We start from the raw sequence: 17,363 nt of genomic DNA, 5'->3' as shown, positions 1-17,363 counted from the left end.
AAACGGTTGTTGTCAAACCGACGGTTCCGGGCGAAAGGGAGCGTTGTCCAAACTGTGGGACCTTATAGCGCTGCAAAGATCGTTTCCTCGATCACAAGAGATGATTTTGCACCCAAAAGAATTGTCAATTCGAGAGGTGATTATGAAAAAGATACTGATTAAACATGCTTTGTTTCTACCATTATTACTGATCGTTATCGAGACGAGCTATGCGCAGACAAGTTCGTTTACCTATCAAGGAAAATTGACCGAAATGCACACAATTGCTAATGGGCCGTATGACCTGATGTTTCGGTTGTATGATTCAGCCGTGGGCGGTGACCAGATCGACGGAGCGGCCGCGTGTAACGGCGTCACGTCGGGCAGCCCTGATGCGGTTTGCGATGATGTTTCTGTTTCTGGCGGCATCTTCAGCGTCAAGCTGAGTTTCGGTGAAGCAGCTTTTATCAACGGCGAACCAAGATTTTTAGAGATCCACGTCCGACCCGGAGCAAGCACAGGAGAATATACGCAACTCACACCGAGACAGGAGATAACCAGCACGCCTTTTTCAGTTAAAAGTCTGAGAGCAGCCGCCGCCGATTCGCTTTCCACCGCATGTGTATTGTGCGTCACGGATGCAAAAATTCGGTCGATCGATGCAAACAAGCTTACCGGTATTTTACCGATAACAAGCGGCGGTACAGGCAGCTCCGCGAAGAATTTCGTTGATCTTTTTTCCAATCAAAATGTTTTTGGAAACAAGACGTTCAACAACGGAGTAACGTTCAACAGCGGAGTTACACTTAACCAAAGTCTGACGATCAACGGATCGTTGGATGTTCCAAACGGCATCGTTTCGGCTGATCAATTCCACGGCAACGGCGATGGGCTGACAAATCTCGACGGAGCAAACATCATCCCCGGTTCGATAACGACAACCCAGCTCTCTTCTGACACACTTTTGAATACCGGCAATTTAAAGGTTCTGGGCACGCTTCGCTGGGATCAATTAAGAGCACAGCGCGTTTTTAACATCGGCAATCAGCCGTATGGGATCGCCTCAGACGGCGCGAATATATGGGTCGTCGAATTTAACGGCTCGACCGTCAAAAAAATAAGAGCTTCGGACGGCATGGTTCTCGGCACCTTCACGGTCGGAAACGCTTTGCGATTCATTGCGTTTGACGGCGCGAATATGTGGATAACAAGTACTACGCCAAGCGCGGGTGTCATAAAGGTCCGCACGTCCGATGGCGCGGTTCTTGGCACTTTCCCCACACCGAGTGCAGCATTCAATCTTGCTTTTGACGGCGAGAATATGTGGGTCTTGAATGGCAACAATGTAACCAAACTGCGGGTAACCGACGGCGCAAATCTAGGCACGTTTCCGGCGGGAAGTTCACCGGCGGGCATTGCTTTTGACGGTGCTTTTATGTGGATCACGCATTTGGGAGCCGCCGGCTTGAAAAAACTAAATGTCGCAGACGGAACATCGGTAGATTATTCGATGACGACCGGCGGCGGTGTCGTCTTTGACGGCAGCAATATTTGGATCGCCAATACGACCGCCGGAAGCGTCGTCAGGATCCGGACGTTAGACGGCTCGATTCTGAACTCCTATCCGATCGCTTCCGGGGCGTATCAGATCGCATTTGACGGCACGCATTTGTGGGTTATAAATAACGACTTCGCTTCGGGAGTTGCGGCGAAAGTCCGCGCTTCGGACGGTGTAACTATCGCATCGTTCGCACTCGGAGCATTACCAACAAGCATTACCTTTGACGGGAAGAATATGTGGGCGACAAACACCAACAGCAACACGGTTATTCGGCTTCCTCCCGCTTTTCAACCATGAATTTCGAAGACTTGCAGCTTTGCGTGGAGTTAAGAAAATGAAAGCGACCAAATTCTTTATCGTGCTACTAAGTTTGTGCATTCCCGTCGCGGCGCAGACCGGCGGGCAATTCGTAATAACCCAATCGGTCATTGCGGGCGGCGGTGCGGCGTCGGACGACGGGCCGGGCGGGCAATTTACTCTGACAGGAACTATCGGCCAATCGGTCGCAGGAGTAAGATCTTTCGGCTCTATTTATCGTATTCAGTCCGGTTTCTGGCGTTCTGATCTTGCTCCGACATCGGCAAGCATTTCGATCATCGGCAGGGTCGTGTCTGAACTTGATCAGCCGGTCAATAGAGCTTCAGTGCGAATCACAAACTTACGCGGAGTGAGCCGTTCCGCGATTACCAATACTTTTGGCTATTTTATGTTCGAGGAGATACCGGTGGGTGAATCTTATGTTGTCGAATATTCAGCCAGAGGTTTCCTTAGCGGTTCACAGGTAATTGTGCCGATGGAGGATATTTCCGACCTGAAAATTATAATGTTCCACAATGCCGAATTCTAGATTTCTGGCACGACCTGATACAAAATATTCCCTTTTCCCGCGTATTGGTGGGGAGGGGTATGTTTTTGGATCGAATGGAGGAATATTATGTCAGATGAACTATTTGGAAGGGCACTTACAAGAGTTAAGGTGTGGGCGGGTGCGATTGGTGCAAATGGAGACGCCAAAGATATGAAGGCGGCGGCGATCGTCGCACAGAAGCGTATCGATCTTGCTCTAAATTCTGCTGCATTCTTACAGAGCTCTAATTCGAACGCGTATCAAAAACTGGTCGATGCAAGTGGGTATCTCAACGACGTGATCGAATATCTGGAAAAAGGCGAGAAGATCTATAAAGACCTCAAGGCCGTAAATCAGATATTTCAGGCGATACAAGTGCTGAAAGACGATAACATTATGATCAACGATCCGGCATCTGCCGCCGCTGCCTTCGACAGCCTTTTCCAGGGGTTCGGAACGCTGGCAAAACATTTCCCGCCGCCGTTTAATTCGACAGTCGGAGAATTGCTTTTCCAATGCGGAGACCTGAAATTTTTCAGCAATATGAACCGCGTTATGACCGGGCAGGGTTCGAATCTTGGGCGGGCGATGTGGCTCCGCGACAATATCGGGCGTGATTAGGCACGAAACTGCATTTCTGTTTTCCGGAAAATTGGCGTTCGCAAATGCATTCCCCCTTCATTTCCTTGCATATACAGCCAATTTGTTCTAATATTTATTTTAATGTAAGGATTCGCTTTCGCGGGTCCTCATTTTTTGAAAGGAGCAATCGATTCTATGTCAGCAGTTGCAGCACCCAGTGTAGATCTTAATGTAACCGAGCAGGCCGCGGTCGAGATCAAGAAGTTCATAGATGCGGAAGAAGATCTCCCGGAAACCGCAGGACTTAGGGTTCGGGTAGTTCCGGGTGGATGTTCTGGTTTTCAGTACAGCCTTAATGTTGAGGAAGAATCCAAACAGGGTGATTTTCTGCTTGATAAGCACGGGATCCGGCTTTTTGTCGATATGTTCTCGGCACAGTATCTTAACGGGGTTACTATCGACTATACCTCGAATATGATGGGATCCGGCTTTACGTTTGAGAACCCCAACGCGACAGGCGGCTGCGGTTGTGGCACGTCGTTTTCGGCGTAGATTTTATTACAGTTTTCCTTCGATAGACTCGCTGCAAAGCGGGTCTTTTTCTTTCTGGAATACGATCCGGATTGAACCTATCTCAAGAACATAGCATATCGACAGCTGAAGGAATTTGCTGCGGGGGAACGATTTCCCTCCAATACACGGAGGGGCAAAAGGCAGACGGGGCGGTCCGAAACGAGAATTCATCCGTCCCGTCAGCCGGATGTTGCAGATGCAAGGCCGCGTACGGCTTCGGCGGGCCCTCGACGATTTGCCCTATCCGCTTCAGAATGCTATCCTCTTTCTTGGTCAGCCGTTTGAGACCGCCCTCTCGGGCCTTAAAAAGTTGTCTCCGGCAGTCAAAAAAATACAAAAACATAAATACAGACACATGGGGCCAACTTATCGGTTCCCTCATTTATTGGAAACCGACTTGCTTTGAGCCTGTGATTTAAATGAGCGGCAATTGTGCCGATGCCCACTCCAGTCCCGTCTGTAAAAAAATCAAGGGAGCTAAATTAGTTTTGAAATTTTCCAAGAAGATCTTGTATCTGTCCGTTTGCGCATTCGTCTTCGTATCGTTATTTTCGTCTACAACCGCGGCCCAAGACAGGCCCAGAGTTGTAACAACCAGCTCAAGTCAACCCATCAACCAACCAACAAACCCGCCAGATACTGACAGATCAAGACCTCTCACATCATCACGACCGGTAAATTCACCAAATTCTCGTCCTACGCTTACAAATGAGATAGTTGTACAGCCCAAAACAGCCGAATCTGCACCGCTAGTAAAGAAGACCGGCGAATCTCGGCCAATGTCGTCGCTTGTCAAAACTGCTCCCCCATCTCTATACAATGGCGGCGTTACCAACAGCATCATGGACGGAATAACGTCCAGACTCGGGATCCCATATCTTTACGGAGCAACGGGACCCAATCGTTATGATTGCTCAGGTTTTGTTTGGGCAGTATTCAAGGATGCCGGCATCGACTTCGAGAGAACCAGTGCACGAAGCCTTTGGTCGATGTCCACACCAGTGGAGGGCGACGAAAGATATAGATTTGGGACGCTTGTATTCCTGAACAATCTTGGACACATCGGCATCGTTGCTGATGAGAAAGGTTTTTACCACGCCTCCCGCAGCAAGGGTATCACTTACTCACCATTTGCGGGCTATTGGGAAAAGCGTATTGTCGGTTTTAGGAAACTCAACGTTGAACCCCGATCTGCGGACACGTCCAAATGATCTGATCCCGATAAAAATTTCCGATCAAGAAGCGGAGCAATTTTGCCTCGCTTTTATTGTTTAAGATGCAGCCTTCCATATTTGAAATCCGGAAAGCTTATGCGATGAAACCGGGACGATTTGAGTGCTGATTTGATTCTACCACCGCGATGATAGAAACAATCGAAATTCTCACCGCCTCGCTATCTTCGGTTTCCAGCGACATTATACCATTCGATACACTGACCACTTTACCGCTGAAGATAGCTCCGGGCCCGCAATTTACGTCTAATTTCTTTCCGATTGAATCCAATAAATATTGTTCCATTTCTGATCTGTAGAAGAGATGTCAGCCCCCTGATCAATCTCTCACTGCTTCCCCTCATGTGCTATGTGAATATGATATTCTCCTGCCGCCATTTGTTCAATTTGACCGAAATGCTATCAAATTGACGCCCCCCACATCACTCTGAGCATTTTAGTATTGACTTTATAATTTACAACATTTTATGTTGTTGAACGGAGTACAACACTACTCTGTTTGCCCGCTTAGCAAAAACTTCAGTTCACCACACTTTTCCACGGAGTTTAACAATGAGAAAAATCTGGATCTTCGCTTCCCTCGTCTTGGTTACCACCTATTGCCTCCTCTCGGCGCCCATACACACCGAAGGCAAGTCCTCGAAATTGATCAAAACAGAGAATGCCATACCAGGTAGGTATATTGTTGTGCTCGATGATAAAGCGAGGAATTCCTTGATCACGTCGTTTGGCGTCGAAGCAGAGGTTTATGGCCTTGTCGGATTCTATGGTGGAACGGTTGATAAGATCTACAGCCACTCGTTAAAAGGCTTTGCGGTAGAGATGTCGCCGGAAGCCGCAAGTGCACTAAGTTCCGACCCGCGAGTATTGTTTGTTGAAGAAGATGCGGAGATCTGGCCCTCGGTAACGGCCCAGTCATCCCCAGATTGGGGGCTTGACCGTATCGACCAAGCGAACCTGCCCCTTAATTCTGCATACGTTTACGGCAGTAACGGCGCCGGCGTAAATGTTTATGTTATCGATTCAGGCATAAATCCATATCATGCTGATTTTGGTGGCCGAGCCACAGCAGTATTTGACGCTTTGAACGATGGGCAGAACGGAATTGACTGCAGGGGACACGGCACTCACGTCGCCGGCATCATTGGAAGCAGTACCTATGGCGTCGCGAAGGGGGCAAATATCTATGGCCTTCGTGTTCTTCCGTGTTCGGGCAGCGGTCAAGTCTCTGATCTTCTGGCAGCTGTAGAATGGGTTAACCAGAATCGCATACAGCCCGCAGTTGTTAATATCAGTATGAATCTCAGCGGTGTCTCAGTGGCAATGACCAATTCGATCACAAACTCGATCAACACAGGTATCACCTATGCAGTCTCAGCCGGAAACTTCAATGCCAACGCTTGTGATTATTCTCCGGCGAATATCTCTGCAGCTCTTGTCGCCGGTGCCACAACAAGCACGGACAACAGAGCGGGGTACTCGAATTTCGGACCTTGCATCGACGTGTGGGCGCCAGGCAATGGGATCACTTCACTTGACTACTTAACCAATAATGGAACACGAGTAATGAGTGGGACCTCAATGGCATCCCCGATGGTAGCTGGTGTTGCGGCTCTTTATTTGCAGAATAATCCATCGGCATCACCTGCGACGGTTCAGAACGTGATCAAGAACAGTTCAACACCGAATGTAGTTACAAACATTGACGGAACGTCATCTACAAATCGTATGTTGTACACTTGGCTTGGTTCACAACAACCACCGACGCCAGGCAAGGTCAGAATCGTTAAACAGGTTCGGACACGCAACGGCGGGACCGCCTCAACCCAGCAATTCACTTACTCTGCCACGAATCTTGGACCTTCTTCGTTTAACTTAGTTGACAATGATGCCCCGCCGGCGGATCTCTTCGAGAATTCAGCTGTGTATATATTCGAATCACCAGGATCCATAACGGTTACGGAAGCTATTGTCAATGGCTGGGCAACTAACTCTATAACTTGTGTAGAGGTCCCCGCACCAGGTATGACAAATGTCCAAAATACGACCGTCGATATGATCAATAAACGGGCATATATTGTCGTTGAACAGGGTGAGACCGTAACGTGCACCTTCGAGAGCGATGAATTGACGCCGACCTCCGCCCCAATATCCGTATCGGGTCGCGTGACTGACGAATCAGGGGCAGGCGTTCGCAACCAAGCTCTTGTGTTGACAAATGCCATGACGGGCGAGCAATTCATTGCCTATACGAACACTTTTGGCTACTACAGCTTCGGAAGTGTTCCCTCCGCGACCTTTTATGTACTTGAGGCCGCAGAAACAAAGCGACTTATTTTCTCTCCATCATCTCGGTCCTTTACTGCCGAAGATGACATTGCTGGAATGAACTTCACCGCGATGCAGCGCTTCTAAGCTAACGTCTCTGAAACGATAACCCCTGAAAACTAATGCTTTATCTCAGCCGCCTTCGGGCGGCTTTTTGTATGAATGTTCTCGGGCTCAAACTATCTTGCCACTTTCGGCAAAATTCTGGAAATTTACCCATTTATTACTTTAGGTTGTCTAATTCAGTTAAACTACTCGAAAGTAAGATATAACGTAGCTTAACAAGATATATTGTGATGTTGGACCAAGTGGCATACTACAGGTTGAATACATCCAATTTGTCAGGCGGGTATAAATGAAGTAAACATTGTGGTTACATTGTTTAACGCCAGAAGATTTCTCTTGACAGACCTAAGGTGGTTTGTTAAACAGTCTCGTATAATGTTTATTTTTATCTCTTTAGGCGTAAATGCTTCCCACATTAGTATAAGGACGCGATAGGGATGTTGGCTCCTCTTCGATTGTTTTGTTTGGCGAAGAAGAGTGGTAATGGTCGTGGCGCACGACCTATTGATCAGGAGTAAGACAATGATTCCCCCAAGCAATTTGTCAATTTTGACAAGACGGTTTATTGGTTTCGCGGTGATCTTTTTCTGTTTCTTTTTGATACCCGTAACTTCTTTCGGTCAAAAATCGGAACTTGCATCCTCGGCAACTATAGAGCAGTGCCGAAACGGTTCGGTTTCTTCACCAGCCCCCTGCGGAAACGCATCTAATCCGTTAGGATGGGTTACAGGAAGCAGCGGCAACCCACAGGCTCATTGGAATGAAACAGAATATGTGCCATACAGAGTACTTTTTTCAGGTCTTCCCGGAAACGGTACAACCGTGCACACATTGGTAATGGGCTATGACATTCTTCATTCAGGTGTGCATGCTCTTGATTACCTCGGCACCTATAATTTGACCGAAACGACGGCGATGGGAAATGATCCTTGCCACGGAGTTGCCCACTGCAATGCGCTTCTAAATCCTAATGGTGACAGCCAAACCCTAATCCCTGTCGATCCGGTCATCAATACTTTTCCTCTTCCCCGTCCTACGATGCCGGCTACCGGCAAGTTCACGATGTGGGGTGGTACTCTTATTGGATGCAGCTACGTTGATCCGTACACTGGTGGGGTTGAAAGGCTTATATCTTGTTCGTTTACCGCGACTGTGTCCAACCCGGTCCTTGCATGGGGAGGACACATCGCATGGCAGGGTGAGTGGGGAGCCGGAAATTCCGCCGGGAGTATAAATGGAAATCCCTATCATATGCGGTTAAAGTCTCTTGACGGTGCAAGCACGGGAAATCAGGATCTTGCTTTAAGCGCTAACGCTGTTGTAATTCCGGCCAAGGTAACGATCGAAAAGGATGCGATAGCACCGCCGAACACTGATCCTTCTAACTTTCCGTTTAATTTTACTGCTAGCCCGAGTTTTGGAACCACCGCGTTCACACTTTACGATGGGCCAACGGCGCCCGCAGGTGCGAACATGATCGAAAGTCAGCCGATCACGCAGTTTGGGTCAGGAAACCCGATCTCCGTTACTGAAAATGCTAGCGTTTGGAGCCTTACCGGCATCTCTTGTTCAGGCACCGGCATTTTTAATGCTGTTACCAGCATAGCTTTGCGCAATCTAAGTCTGACAGTAGGCGAAGGGGCAGCTGTTCATTGTGTATTCACAAACCAGTTCCTTGGCCCGAGTTCAGCACCCGCATCCGTGAGCGGCAGGGTCTCCACAGCCGAAGGGCTAGCTATTAGTAACGCAAGGATCGCGATACACAATGCTAACACTGGTGAAGTGTCAGTGACTTACACGAATACTTTTGGCTACTACCGCATTGATGGCCTTCCGATAGCTGACTTTTACATAATGACAGTTTCGCACAAGCGTTATCTGTTCTTGGAAGCCAGCAGAGCCTTCACGCTTGAAGAGGACCTTGTGAATGTCAACTTTACAGCCTCATCAATAGAATAGGCTGCTCGTGAGAGCACGATCGTTAGGAAACTTACTGATGGCCCGCTGAAGTGGGCCGTCATTTTTTGTGGAGAAGATTTTATTGGAATTTTGCCCGATTGGTGATATATTCTAGCAAATAAATTTTAGCTAAGTCGTCTAATAGTTAAGCCCAACATGATCATTGTTGCGTATTTTGGTCCGTTTCATTTTTGTTTTGATTTCTTGAGTCTTTGAGGTTCTATATCGCCGTGGTTAGTCAGTGAAAAGCAAAGATCAGCAGTTTAGGCATTAGAAAACCAAAAAGGCTTTGCGTTACTCTGCAGCGACAGCCAAGGTACCGATACTTGAAACAGACCATAATCAGCTGATCTTAAGGAGTAAAATCATGATCCCCCGAAAAAACTTTTTTCGTAATAGAACCAGCATTGTGATGGCAGCCCTGCTTGTCTTTACGATCGTGTTTCCATCCGCGGGCCTCGCACAGAAGGGCGAGGAACAGCCGCCGATCTTGATCGGATCCCCTGCTGAGAATCTTGCACCGGCTCCGATTTTCATCAGCGGTAACCCGAGTTGCTCAACTCTCAATGCGTCAAGTAATCCGGCGTTCGCTCATATTGTTGAAAATTACGAGCTGAAGCTTGATTTTGGTTCGCCAAACGGTCAGTACTTCTTTACGACTGGTCAGCCGGGAGTTGTTTTAACAGGTCCAGCCGATCCCACTAAATCCGTATCTGTTAGCAGTTCTACAGGGAATATCTTTCCAGAGACGATAGCTTCCGGCAGTCCGGAAGATTCCTTTGCGGCTTCGATCCTTTCCGAATATGGACGGGAGTCCACAAAACCAAGCGGGTCCGTAGATGTTACCTCTTCATCCAATTTTTCGTATTCTCCATTATCAAACAGCGTTTCTAGCCGAAGTCTTGCCGGATAACGGAAATGATAGTTGCAATGTAAGCAAACCTGCTGTGACTCAACAAGTTCGCCGCGATAAAGAGGGTTATCGCAATCCGGACACTTCACAAAAATACCCGAGGTATTAACGGTGCGCTCCTCATCTGAAGCAGCTCCTTCGATCTTTGGTTTATCCCTTCGGAACCAGGCCATACAATGTCCTTTTATCTTTCAGTTTGGTGCGATCCCCACCGATTCGAACGATATTCTCTCGTAAGTTGTTTAGGTTAGCATAGACATACCGAGATTGTCGCGAACGAACTAGGCATGGGGTACCTTTTGTTTATTCGCCGTTTGATGTTTTTCGTGATACATTCGGTTTTACCGCGTGAAATTTCTGTTTTGTTGAGGTTTACCATAATGCTTCGCTCGATCTCATTGTGTTTCGTTTTCTTCCTTATTGGCCTAGGTGACGCGTATCCGGCAATTCGCACGTGGGACGGAGGCGGCAGCGATGCAAACTGGACCACCGCGGCCAACTGGGAAGGAGATGTTGCTCCATCTGCAAACGACGATCTCGTCTTTCCTGCAACAGCTGCCCAGTACAACATGAACAATAATTACCTGATCTTAACGACGTTTCGCTCGATCAGGTTTGATGGCGGCACATACACTCTGGGAGGAAATCTTTTTCGCCTAACGCACGGCATGAACGTGGCTGCGGGGACACAGACCATTAATACTGGTGTCACTCTTAGCGCCGCACAAACACTGACCGCAGGACAAGGTGCGACGTTAACGCTTCTTGGTCTTAGTATTGGTAATTTCGCCACTGAGATATCAGGTGATGGGCTTATAGGCATAGGTCTGATCTCGGGCTCCGGTGCTGTAACCAAGACAGGATCCGGTGCGGCTCTTATCCTTGCCGCTTCCGGGTTTAGCTCACCAATATCACTCTTGAATGGCATTTTGATAGTTGATGCAAATATTCCCAACAGTACAGTTACAGTAAACAGTAACACCACGACTGGATTTGGATTAAGTGGGTTGGGGGGAACAGGCACAGTTGGTTCAACTAACGTCATACAAGGTGGGATCTCGGCGGGATCTATCTCTTCTCCAACCGGCATATTGACCATTTCCGGTGGACTGACGCTCTCACAAAACGGAGCTTTCGCCTGCAAGATAGCCGGCACCACTCCCGGCTCAGGCGGTTATGATCAGCTGAACGTCCTCGGACCCGTGGTGCTCAATGATTCACTGTTAGCTCCTGTGCCCTGGGATGGATTTGTTCCGTCCGTCGGAGACGAGTTCGTCATTATTAATAATGACGGATCTGACCCTGTGTCAGGTACGTTTCTGGATCTTCCGGAGGGTGCGATATTTGCCGGTCCGCTCAATACAGCCTTTCGGATCAGCTATGTCGGCGGAACCGGCAATGATGTAACAATTCGGAGGGTTCCGCGTGCCTCATTTGATTTTGATGGCGACGGAAAAACCGATATCGGAACCTATTCCGGCACTACCTGGTCGGTACGCAGGAGTTCAAACGGACAGACCGTTCAGACACCTTTCGGAATTCCGACCGATATTATTACCCCGGCGGATTTCGACGGCGATAATCGAACTGATATCGCAGTTTTTAGGCCTTCCGAAGGCATTTGGTACGTTCTCAACTCCGCGACCGATACGGTTTCCATCGACCAATTCGGTGCAAACGGCGACATTCCGGTCCCGAATGATTTTGATGGCGATGGCCGCGCGGACCGGACCATATACCGTCCATCGGAAGGCGTTTGGTTCCAGTTCAGAAGCCTCGGGCAGCAGTACTATGCTGCACAGTTCGGCCTCAATGGGGATACTCCGCTTGTAATGGATCATGATGGTGATGGACTCGGGGATCTGGCTATTTTCAGGCCGTCAGACGGTACGTGGCATTTCTGGCTGAGCACCACGAATTCCTATTTGGCATTTCCGTTCGGACAGCCCGGAGATCTTCCGGTTGCGGGCGATTTCAACGCCGATGGCAAAACCGATATCGCTATGTTTCGTCCGTATGCAGACCCGGCATTCGCCGATTTCTATGTGCTTATATCAGGAACATATGACTATTATGGCGTCGCGTGGGGTGTTCCGAATGATGTGCCTGTCATAGGCGATTATGACGGAGACGGACGCTCAGATATTGCGGTATTTCGCCCCTCCTCAAATGACTGGTATGTATTAAGGTCATCGGGTGGGTTCGATGCTGTAACTTTTGGGAACATTAACGATACTCCGATACCATCGGCATACGTTAGATGATCTGCGATCACGCAAGCAGGGCGCTCATCTCTTTATGAATGCGCCCATTGCTTGCAAGTATCGGCGGCCGATAGATACTGAATGCTGAACCATCGTAATTTGTAATCCAGCCGCCGGCCTCTTCGATAAGAAGCTTACCCGCGGCCATATCCCAAGGATTTAACCCTTCTTCCCAGAATCCGTCAAAACGGCCGCATGCCACGTATGCCATATCTATTGCGGCTGAACCGTCTCTTCGTACGCCGCGTGAATTCAGAAGAAAGGCAGTTAAATGACTGGCAAAATCGTCTTTTCGCTTAAAATCATATGGGAAGCCGGTAACGATCAGCGAATCGCTCAAGTTTTCAGTTGATGAGACACGAATGGATTTACCATTCAAAGTTGCGCCGCAGCCTTTTTCCGCGGCGAACATCTCATTACGGGTTGGGTCAAAGGTTACGCCAACAATTACCTCTCCGCAATGCTCTAATGCCAGCGTTACTGCAAAACAGGGATAACCATGAGCGTAATTGGTCGTACCGTCAAGCGGATCGATTATCCATTTCCACTCTGCATCCGCATTCACATCACCGGAACTTCCTGATTCTTCTGCAAGGATCCCATGTTTAGGAAAATGGGATCTAATGCGTTCGATGATCAGTTCTTCGGACGCAAGATCGGCCTCGGTCACCAGGTTAATATCGCCCTTTTTTGTAACAGCGGTAATTCGCCCAAACTTTTCCAGGAGGAGTTGTCCGGCGTCGCGGGCCGTTTCGATCGCAAAGTTCAACATACGGGAATTTTGAGGCAAATCCAGGCTACCATTATGATTGGATTGCCATCTGGTACAGCCTTTTAAGGCTGCTTCACTTCATTATAGGAAATATCTCAGTCTGGTGCGGATGAGTTATTATGACATTCTTACCGTCGATATAGACGTCTATCTCTGAACGGATACCAAATCGCCCTGCGAAATAAATGCCCGGTTCGATAGAAAAAGCGGTTCCGGAGATAAGTCTGCGGGAATCCCGAGTTTCAAGATTATCTATGTTAGCCCCGTTGCCGTGTCCTTCCTCACCGATCGAATGTCCTGTCCTGTGCAGGAACTCATCTGCGTAACCGGCGCGTGCAATGATCCCGCGTGAAACATCATCAACCTGGGCACCGGTGATCGGACGGCCGGTGGCAAAAGCATCGCGTATCGCCTGTAAGGCTTTCTGTTGTGCTTCAAAAACGATGCCCCAGATCTTTGTATATTCCTCAGGAACGCTTTCGCCGACATATCCCATCCACGTAAGATCGGCAGCCGGTGCTTTCGGTTTACGCATCTTTGACACCGAATCTATCAGAACCAGATCACCACGTCGGATCGGCGCACCTTGTCCTACACGTGGAAAATAATGCGGCGAGGCAGCATTCGCGTTCACAGCGACGATCATCGGCGAGGGATTCATTCCGAGTTCGTCATAACGCTTCATCATAAATTGCTGTACGTCATTCTCTGTCGTCGGAATATCGGCATTTATCCGTCGTTTTATCTCGCCAAAGGCCTCGATGATCACCTTTTGTATATTGACAGCTGCTTCCTTATGCATCTCCAATTGTTCAGGGGTCCATACAGCCTCGAACTGCTGGACGAGATCCGCACTCGATCCGATCTTGACACCTATACTCCGTACCATTTCGATCGTGCCTGCATCGACGCGTGATATATACGGAATGTCATTGTTCGGAGAATACTGCATTGCGATAAGGAAATTGCCCCTTGGCCGCCCTTTATCGAAAATCGCTTTCGCAACTTGATCGCGGAGAAGCTGCCATTCACGATAGATAAGCTTTTTCCCCGGAAGAGAATCCAATTGTCCAGGCTCGATCGCGTGGACCACCTTCACTGGATCACCTTGCCTCGGGACGAAATAGAACCAGCGGCGCGAACCGCTCAAACGCTCCGTCTTCAATATTCGCGGAGCAAGAATGTCACTTCCGCGAAAATCATAGAAAAGCCAGCCATCAAAACCCTGCTCGGCCAATGCTTTCTGGATCTCGGAAAGGCGTTTTTCTTGTTCGGTCTGTGTATAAGCCACAGCCGTGAACACAAACAGAATGGCAATAATGATCAATGATCTCATTAAGCAAGTGCTTCCTATCTAAAATAAATGTCAACGTAATCTGTGACCGGATCACACGGGTTATCCATTTGCTGCAGGCGCCAATATTTGCGCGTTCCGGTGATCTTGAATACAAATTCACCTTCACGTGTACAAGGTTGGCCTCCGTTGATGTGGCTTACCTTCGTGACGATGGTCCCATTAAATACGAACTCTCTTGCATCTATCCGAGAGATTATCCCATCGATACGCACAAAATCGCTGTTCCCTCTCCCTTTCTGTTCACCTTTTATACGATAAAGACCACGGGAATTTGTTACCGTAGCGGTGCCGAAATAGTCCCAGCTTATCCATTGAAGAGAAAAAAGGTGCCGGCCTAGCAGTTTTCGCGCGGCTGGTGCGTCATTGACTACCGTCCTATCTTGAGAAAACGTTGGAACGGCAAAAACAGAAAGTAAAACAAAGAGCAAGAAAAATGTTTTCATATAGTTATCTCTGACCAGATCCATCAAGAACTAAATATGCGAGAGCTTACACGTAGAAATTCCTGCACCTGCTTGTCCCAATAGATCCAAGTATGTCCGCCAGGCAATTGACGATATTCGTGCGGAATTCTCTTACTGATCAAAAGTTCGACGAACTCTCGATTGTTCTGAAACAGAAAATCGTCAGTTCCACAATCAACATACAGAAAAGGCAGGGCTTTTATCTTTTCGGGAGTCATGTCCCTGATCATTTGAAAGATGTCATTCGCCTTTCTGGTTTCGCTTCCCGGCGGCCCGAAGATCCTCGCTATAGAAGCAAGCCCCGCGGCATTTGGGGCAGCACCAGTAAAGGAGGCTGCCCCTAAGGCTCCACTAAAACTTCCCGCGATGACGAACATCTCGGGATATTTAAGGCCAAACTTTATTGCCCCATAACCGCCCATCGAAAGACCCGCGATCGCCCGCCCCTTTCGATCAGAGAGAGTCCGAAACTTTGTATCGACCTCGGGTATCAATTCTTTGATGATATAACTTTCGTATTTGTCATTATCATTCGTCACACCGTCCGTGTACCATCCATTTTCTCCTTCGGGCGTAATAATGATCATGCTGTATTTTGCGGCATATTCGGAAAGTTTTGTTCGCTCGGTCCAATTCGCGTGGCTTCCCGTCAGACCGTGTAGTAGATAAATGACCGGATACCTCTTAGTTTCATTCATTTTTTCGCTATAACCTACGGGCAGAACAACACGATACGATAGGTCACGCGCCATCAATTTGCTCGTGAGTTTCTCAGTGCGGGTTTCGGTGGTCGCGGAGGTCGCGGGGCCGATCATTGAATGATCCCCATACGCAAAAAATGCCACCGGGAAAACAAGAAATGAAAGTAGGACGATGATCCTTGCTAGTTTCATATTACCCCTCTGATCGATGAACTGAGCGCATTCTTTGTCGCGCCTTTTTGGAACGACGGATCGGGCTTTTTCTGCCAAGGCTCGAACCGGCCCATTCAGAAACTTGCTTGAATGGATGCCACTCAAAACTTTCCAACGGAAGCACCTCGCTGGAGGCGTCACGAAGTTTAAGTGTGCTAAACGCCACAAAAAAGATCGTGAAATTGAAAACCGCCCCGACAGTTACGACAAACCATCCCGGAGCAAGACCAACTTGAGCTCGGCTAAGAAAGATCTCCCAAAAACGTTCGCGATCCATTGCTGATGCAAGAGGTATCGGCGAAGGATGGATGTAGATCTTCAAAGCCCAGGAGAGGGCGAGCAATATGAATATCCAGAGATAATTTGCCCTCAGCCGTCGGCCGATCGCCTCCCATTCGCTTATCGTAAAGTGAGGTGCGATCAGGTCTGCCGAAATGTGATCCGCCCATTCTTTGTCCGGCGGGATTGTCCGGTGTGAAAGCATAGGAGCGAAATACCCGGTCTCTAATACCCGGACACGATTTGCCCAGACCTCGTAATATCGGTAGCGTCTCGCTTCCATAAAGAGAAAAATGGAAACGAGTATTGTATTTATCGGTATCGCAAAATGCGGATTATCTGGCGAACTAAACACAAAAGAAAGCGTCGCACCGGCCGTTATGACGGCCCAGTTGGTGGTCGCGTCCAGCCGATTTCGCCAGATGTTCGAACGCTGTATCTCGCCGCGATAGAAATGCACCATTGCCGTATTGAATTCGGCAGGCTGCAATTTTTGAGGAATGCTTACTGGGGCGGTGCGTGGCTTCTGGTTGCGACGGCGAACCTCTTCGGCAAATGCCTTGAAGGATTCGGGCACGTTCGTCGTGTGAATGTCCTCGTCGGCCGTTTGAGTCCCGGTCCGAACATCGTTTTTCATATTACCAATCAGGATAGATCGGGAAAGCAGCCATCTGGTATTCGATCAAATCAGATAATAGGATTACCACTTCCGTTTTCGGGATGCAAGAAATTAGCCTATTTCAGAGCTTTTTGCTGCAAGAATATCGATCTAAAATCGTAAACGTGACATTCGATCATGAACTTTGGATGCAACATGCGATCTGCGAAGCTCGAAACGCCGGATCGCTAAACGAGGTGCCGGTCGGCGCCGCTATAGTGGACGCGGACGGCAAAAAGCTTGCCACCGCTGGGAATAGAACTATAAGTCTTAACGACCCGACGGCTCATGCTGAAATAATTGCCCTGCGAGAGGCTGCATCTCTGATCGGCAACTACCGATTGGTCGGCTGTACGGTGTATTCTACGATCGAGCCTTGCGTGATGTGTGCTGGAGCACTAGTAAATGCTCGAGTAGCACGATTGGTGTTCGGTGCCCACGACCTTCGCTTTGGTGCAGTTGAAACTCACTTCAACCTTTGTTCTACATCCATCCTGAACCACCAGATAGAGATCGTTTCCGGTATTTGCGCGGAGCAGTGCCGCGAATTAATGCAGACCTTTTTCCGAGCTCGGCGTTGACCACAGCTTGAAAATAAACTTAATTTGAACGTAT

17 protein-coding genes and 1 pseudogene are annotated in these 17,363 nt (G+C 48.5%); 10 read left to right on the top strand and 8 right to left on the bottom strand.

Annotated features, from left to right (window positions below):
- Positions 1-142: 142 nt before the first annotated feature.
- From JVX88_RS03380 to JVX88_RS03365, 4 genes are all read left to right on the top strand, one after another.
- Complete coding sequence (locus JVX88_RS03380) at positions 143-1,837, top strand: hypothetical protein (protein ID WP_211625752.1); 1,695 nt, start codon at positions 143-145, stop codon at positions 1,835-1,837.
- 37 nt (positions 1,838-1,874) lie between these two features.
- The gene (locus JVX88_RS03375) at positions 1,875-2,387 is read left to right on the top strand and encodes a carboxypeptidase-like regulatory domain-containing protein (RefSeq protein ID WP_211625750.1); all 513 of its coding nucleotides are present in this window, start codon (positions 1,875-1,877) and stop codon (positions 2,385-2,387) included.
- A gap of 87 nt (positions 2,388-2,474) precedes the next feature.
- Entirely contained in the window at positions 2,475-3,008 is a 534-nt protein-coding gene (locus tag JVX88_RS03370; protein WP_211625748.1) for a hypothetical protein, read from the top strand.
- 156 nt (positions 3,009-3,164) lie between these two features.
- The gene (locus tag JVX88_RS03365) at positions 3,165-3,521 is read left to right on the top strand and encodes a HesB/IscA family protein (RefSeq protein ID WP_211625746.1); all 357 of its coding nucleotides are present in this window, start codon (positions 3,165-3,167) and stop codon (positions 3,519-3,521) included.
- 625 nt (positions 3,522-4,146) lie between these two features.
- Here JVX88_RS03365 and JVX88_RS03360 read toward each other — a convergent pair.
- Positions 4,147-4,338, bottom strand: coding sequence for a hypothetical protein (locus tag JVX88_RS03360; protein WP_211625744.1), 192 nt, complete (start codon positions 4,336-4,338; stop codon positions 4,147-4,149).
- On the opposite strand from JVX88_RS03360, the gene JVX88_RS03355 reads away from it, so the two are divergent.
- Positions 4,322-4,753, top strand: a complete 432-nt coding sequence (locus JVX88_RS03355; RefSeq protein ID WP_211625742.1) for a C40 family peptidase — start codon at positions 4,322-4,324, stop codon at positions 4,751-4,753. The genes JVX88_RS03360 and JVX88_RS03355 overlap by 17 nt on opposite strands.
- 97 nt (positions 4,754-4,850) lie before the next feature.
- On the opposite strand, the gene JVX88_RS03350 is transcribed toward JVX88_RS03355, so the two are convergent.
- A complete protein-coding gene (locus JVX88_RS03350; RefSeq protein WP_211625741.1) occupies positions 4,851-5,060 on the bottom strand; it encodes an MM0924 family protein in 210 nt (69 codons plus the stop codon).
- 266 nt (positions 5,061-5,326) lie between these two features.
- Between JVX88_RS03350 and JVX88_RS03345 the strand changes: the two genes are divergently transcribed.
- The 3 genes from JVX88_RS03345 (at position 5,327) to JVX88_RS38050 (ending at position 10,040) form a co-directional block, all read left to right on the top strand.
- Positions 5,327-7,189, top strand: a complete 1,863-nt coding sequence (locus JVX88_RS03345; protein ID WP_211625739.1) for a S8 family serine peptidase — start codon at positions 5,327-5,329, stop codon at positions 7,187-7,189.
- Between the two features lie 501 nt (positions 7,190-7,690).
- Complete coding sequence (locus JVX88_RS03340; RefSeq protein ID WP_211625737.1) at positions 7,691-9,127, top strand: carboxypeptidase-like regulatory domain-containing protein; 1,437 nt, start codon at positions 7,691-7,693, stop codon at positions 9,125-9,127.
- 367 nt (positions 9,128-9,494) lie between these two features.
- On the top strand, positions 9,495-10,040 hold the full coding sequence (locus JVX88_RS38050) for a hypothetical protein (RefSeq protein ID WP_225931874.1): 546 nt from the start codon (positions 9,495-9,497) through the stop codon (positions 10,038-10,040).
- A 26-nt stretch (positions 10,041-10,066) separates the two neighbouring features.
- Here JVX88_RS38050 and JVX88_RS43860 read toward each other — a convergent pair.
- A pseudogene (locus tag JVX88_RS43860) lies at positions 10,067-10,213 on the bottom strand (hypothetical protein); the annotation flags it as partial.
- A gap of 207 nt (positions 10,214-10,420) precedes the next feature.
- On the opposite strand from JVX88_RS43860, the gene JVX88_RS03330 reads away from it, so the two are divergent.
- Positions 10,421-12,304, top strand: coding sequence for an FG-GAP repeat domain-containing protein (locus tag JVX88_RS03330; protein WP_211625733.1), 1,884 nt, complete (start codon positions 10,421-10,423; stop codon positions 12,302-12,304).
- Positions 12,305-12,311: 7 nt separating this feature from the next.
- Here JVX88_RS03330 and JVX88_RS03325 read toward each other — a convergent pair whose 3' ends face one another.
- The 5 genes from JVX88_RS03325 to JVX88_RS03305 all read right to left on the bottom strand — a co-directional run bounded on the left by JVX88_RS03325 (position 12,312) and on the right by JVX88_RS03305 (position 16,727).
- Positions 12,312-13,076, bottom strand: a complete 765-nt coding sequence (locus JVX88_RS03325) for an inositol monophosphatase family protein (protein WP_211625731.1) — start codon at positions 13,074-13,076, stop codon at positions 12,312-12,314.
- A gap of 73 nt (positions 13,077-13,149) precedes the next feature.
- Complete coding sequence (locus JVX88_RS03320) at positions 13,150-14,412, bottom strand: M24 family metallopeptidase (protein WP_211625729.1); 1,263 nt, start codon at positions 14,410-14,412, stop codon at positions 13,150-13,152.
- 14 nt (positions 14,413-14,426) lie between these two features.
- Complete coding sequence (locus JVX88_RS03315; RefSeq protein ID WP_211625727.1) at positions 14,427-14,876, bottom strand: hypothetical protein; 450 nt, start codon at positions 14,874-14,876, stop codon at positions 14,427-14,429.
- Positions 14,877-14,899: 23 nt separating this feature from the next.
- A complete protein-coding gene (locus JVX88_RS03310; RefSeq protein WP_211625725.1) occupies positions 14,900-15,790 on the bottom strand; it encodes an alpha/beta hydrolase in 891 nt (296 codons plus the stop codon).
- 1 nt (position 15,791) lies between these two features.
- Complete coding sequence (locus tag JVX88_RS03305; protein ID WP_211625723.1) at positions 15,792-16,727, bottom strand: DUF2270 domain-containing protein; 936 nt, start codon at positions 16,725-16,727, stop codon at positions 15,792-15,794.
- 83 nt (positions 16,728-16,810) lie between these two features.
- Here JVX88_RS03305 and tadA point away from each other — a divergent pair, with 83 nt between their 5' ends.
- Positions 16,811-17,329 carry a tRNA adenosine(34) deaminase TadA gene (gene tadA / locus JVX88_RS03300; protein ID WP_211625721.1) on the top strand — a complete coding sequence of 173 codons (519 nt, stop codon included), beginning with the start codon at positions 16,811-16,813 and terminating at the stop codon, positions 17,327-17,329.
- Positions 17,330-17,363: the final 34 nt, after the last annotated feature.

It is taken from the genome of Leptolyngbya sp. 7M, assembly GCF_018128485.1.
Note: the sequence above shows the minus strand (reverse complement) of the source record. Positions and strands in the feature narration are given on the sequence as shown.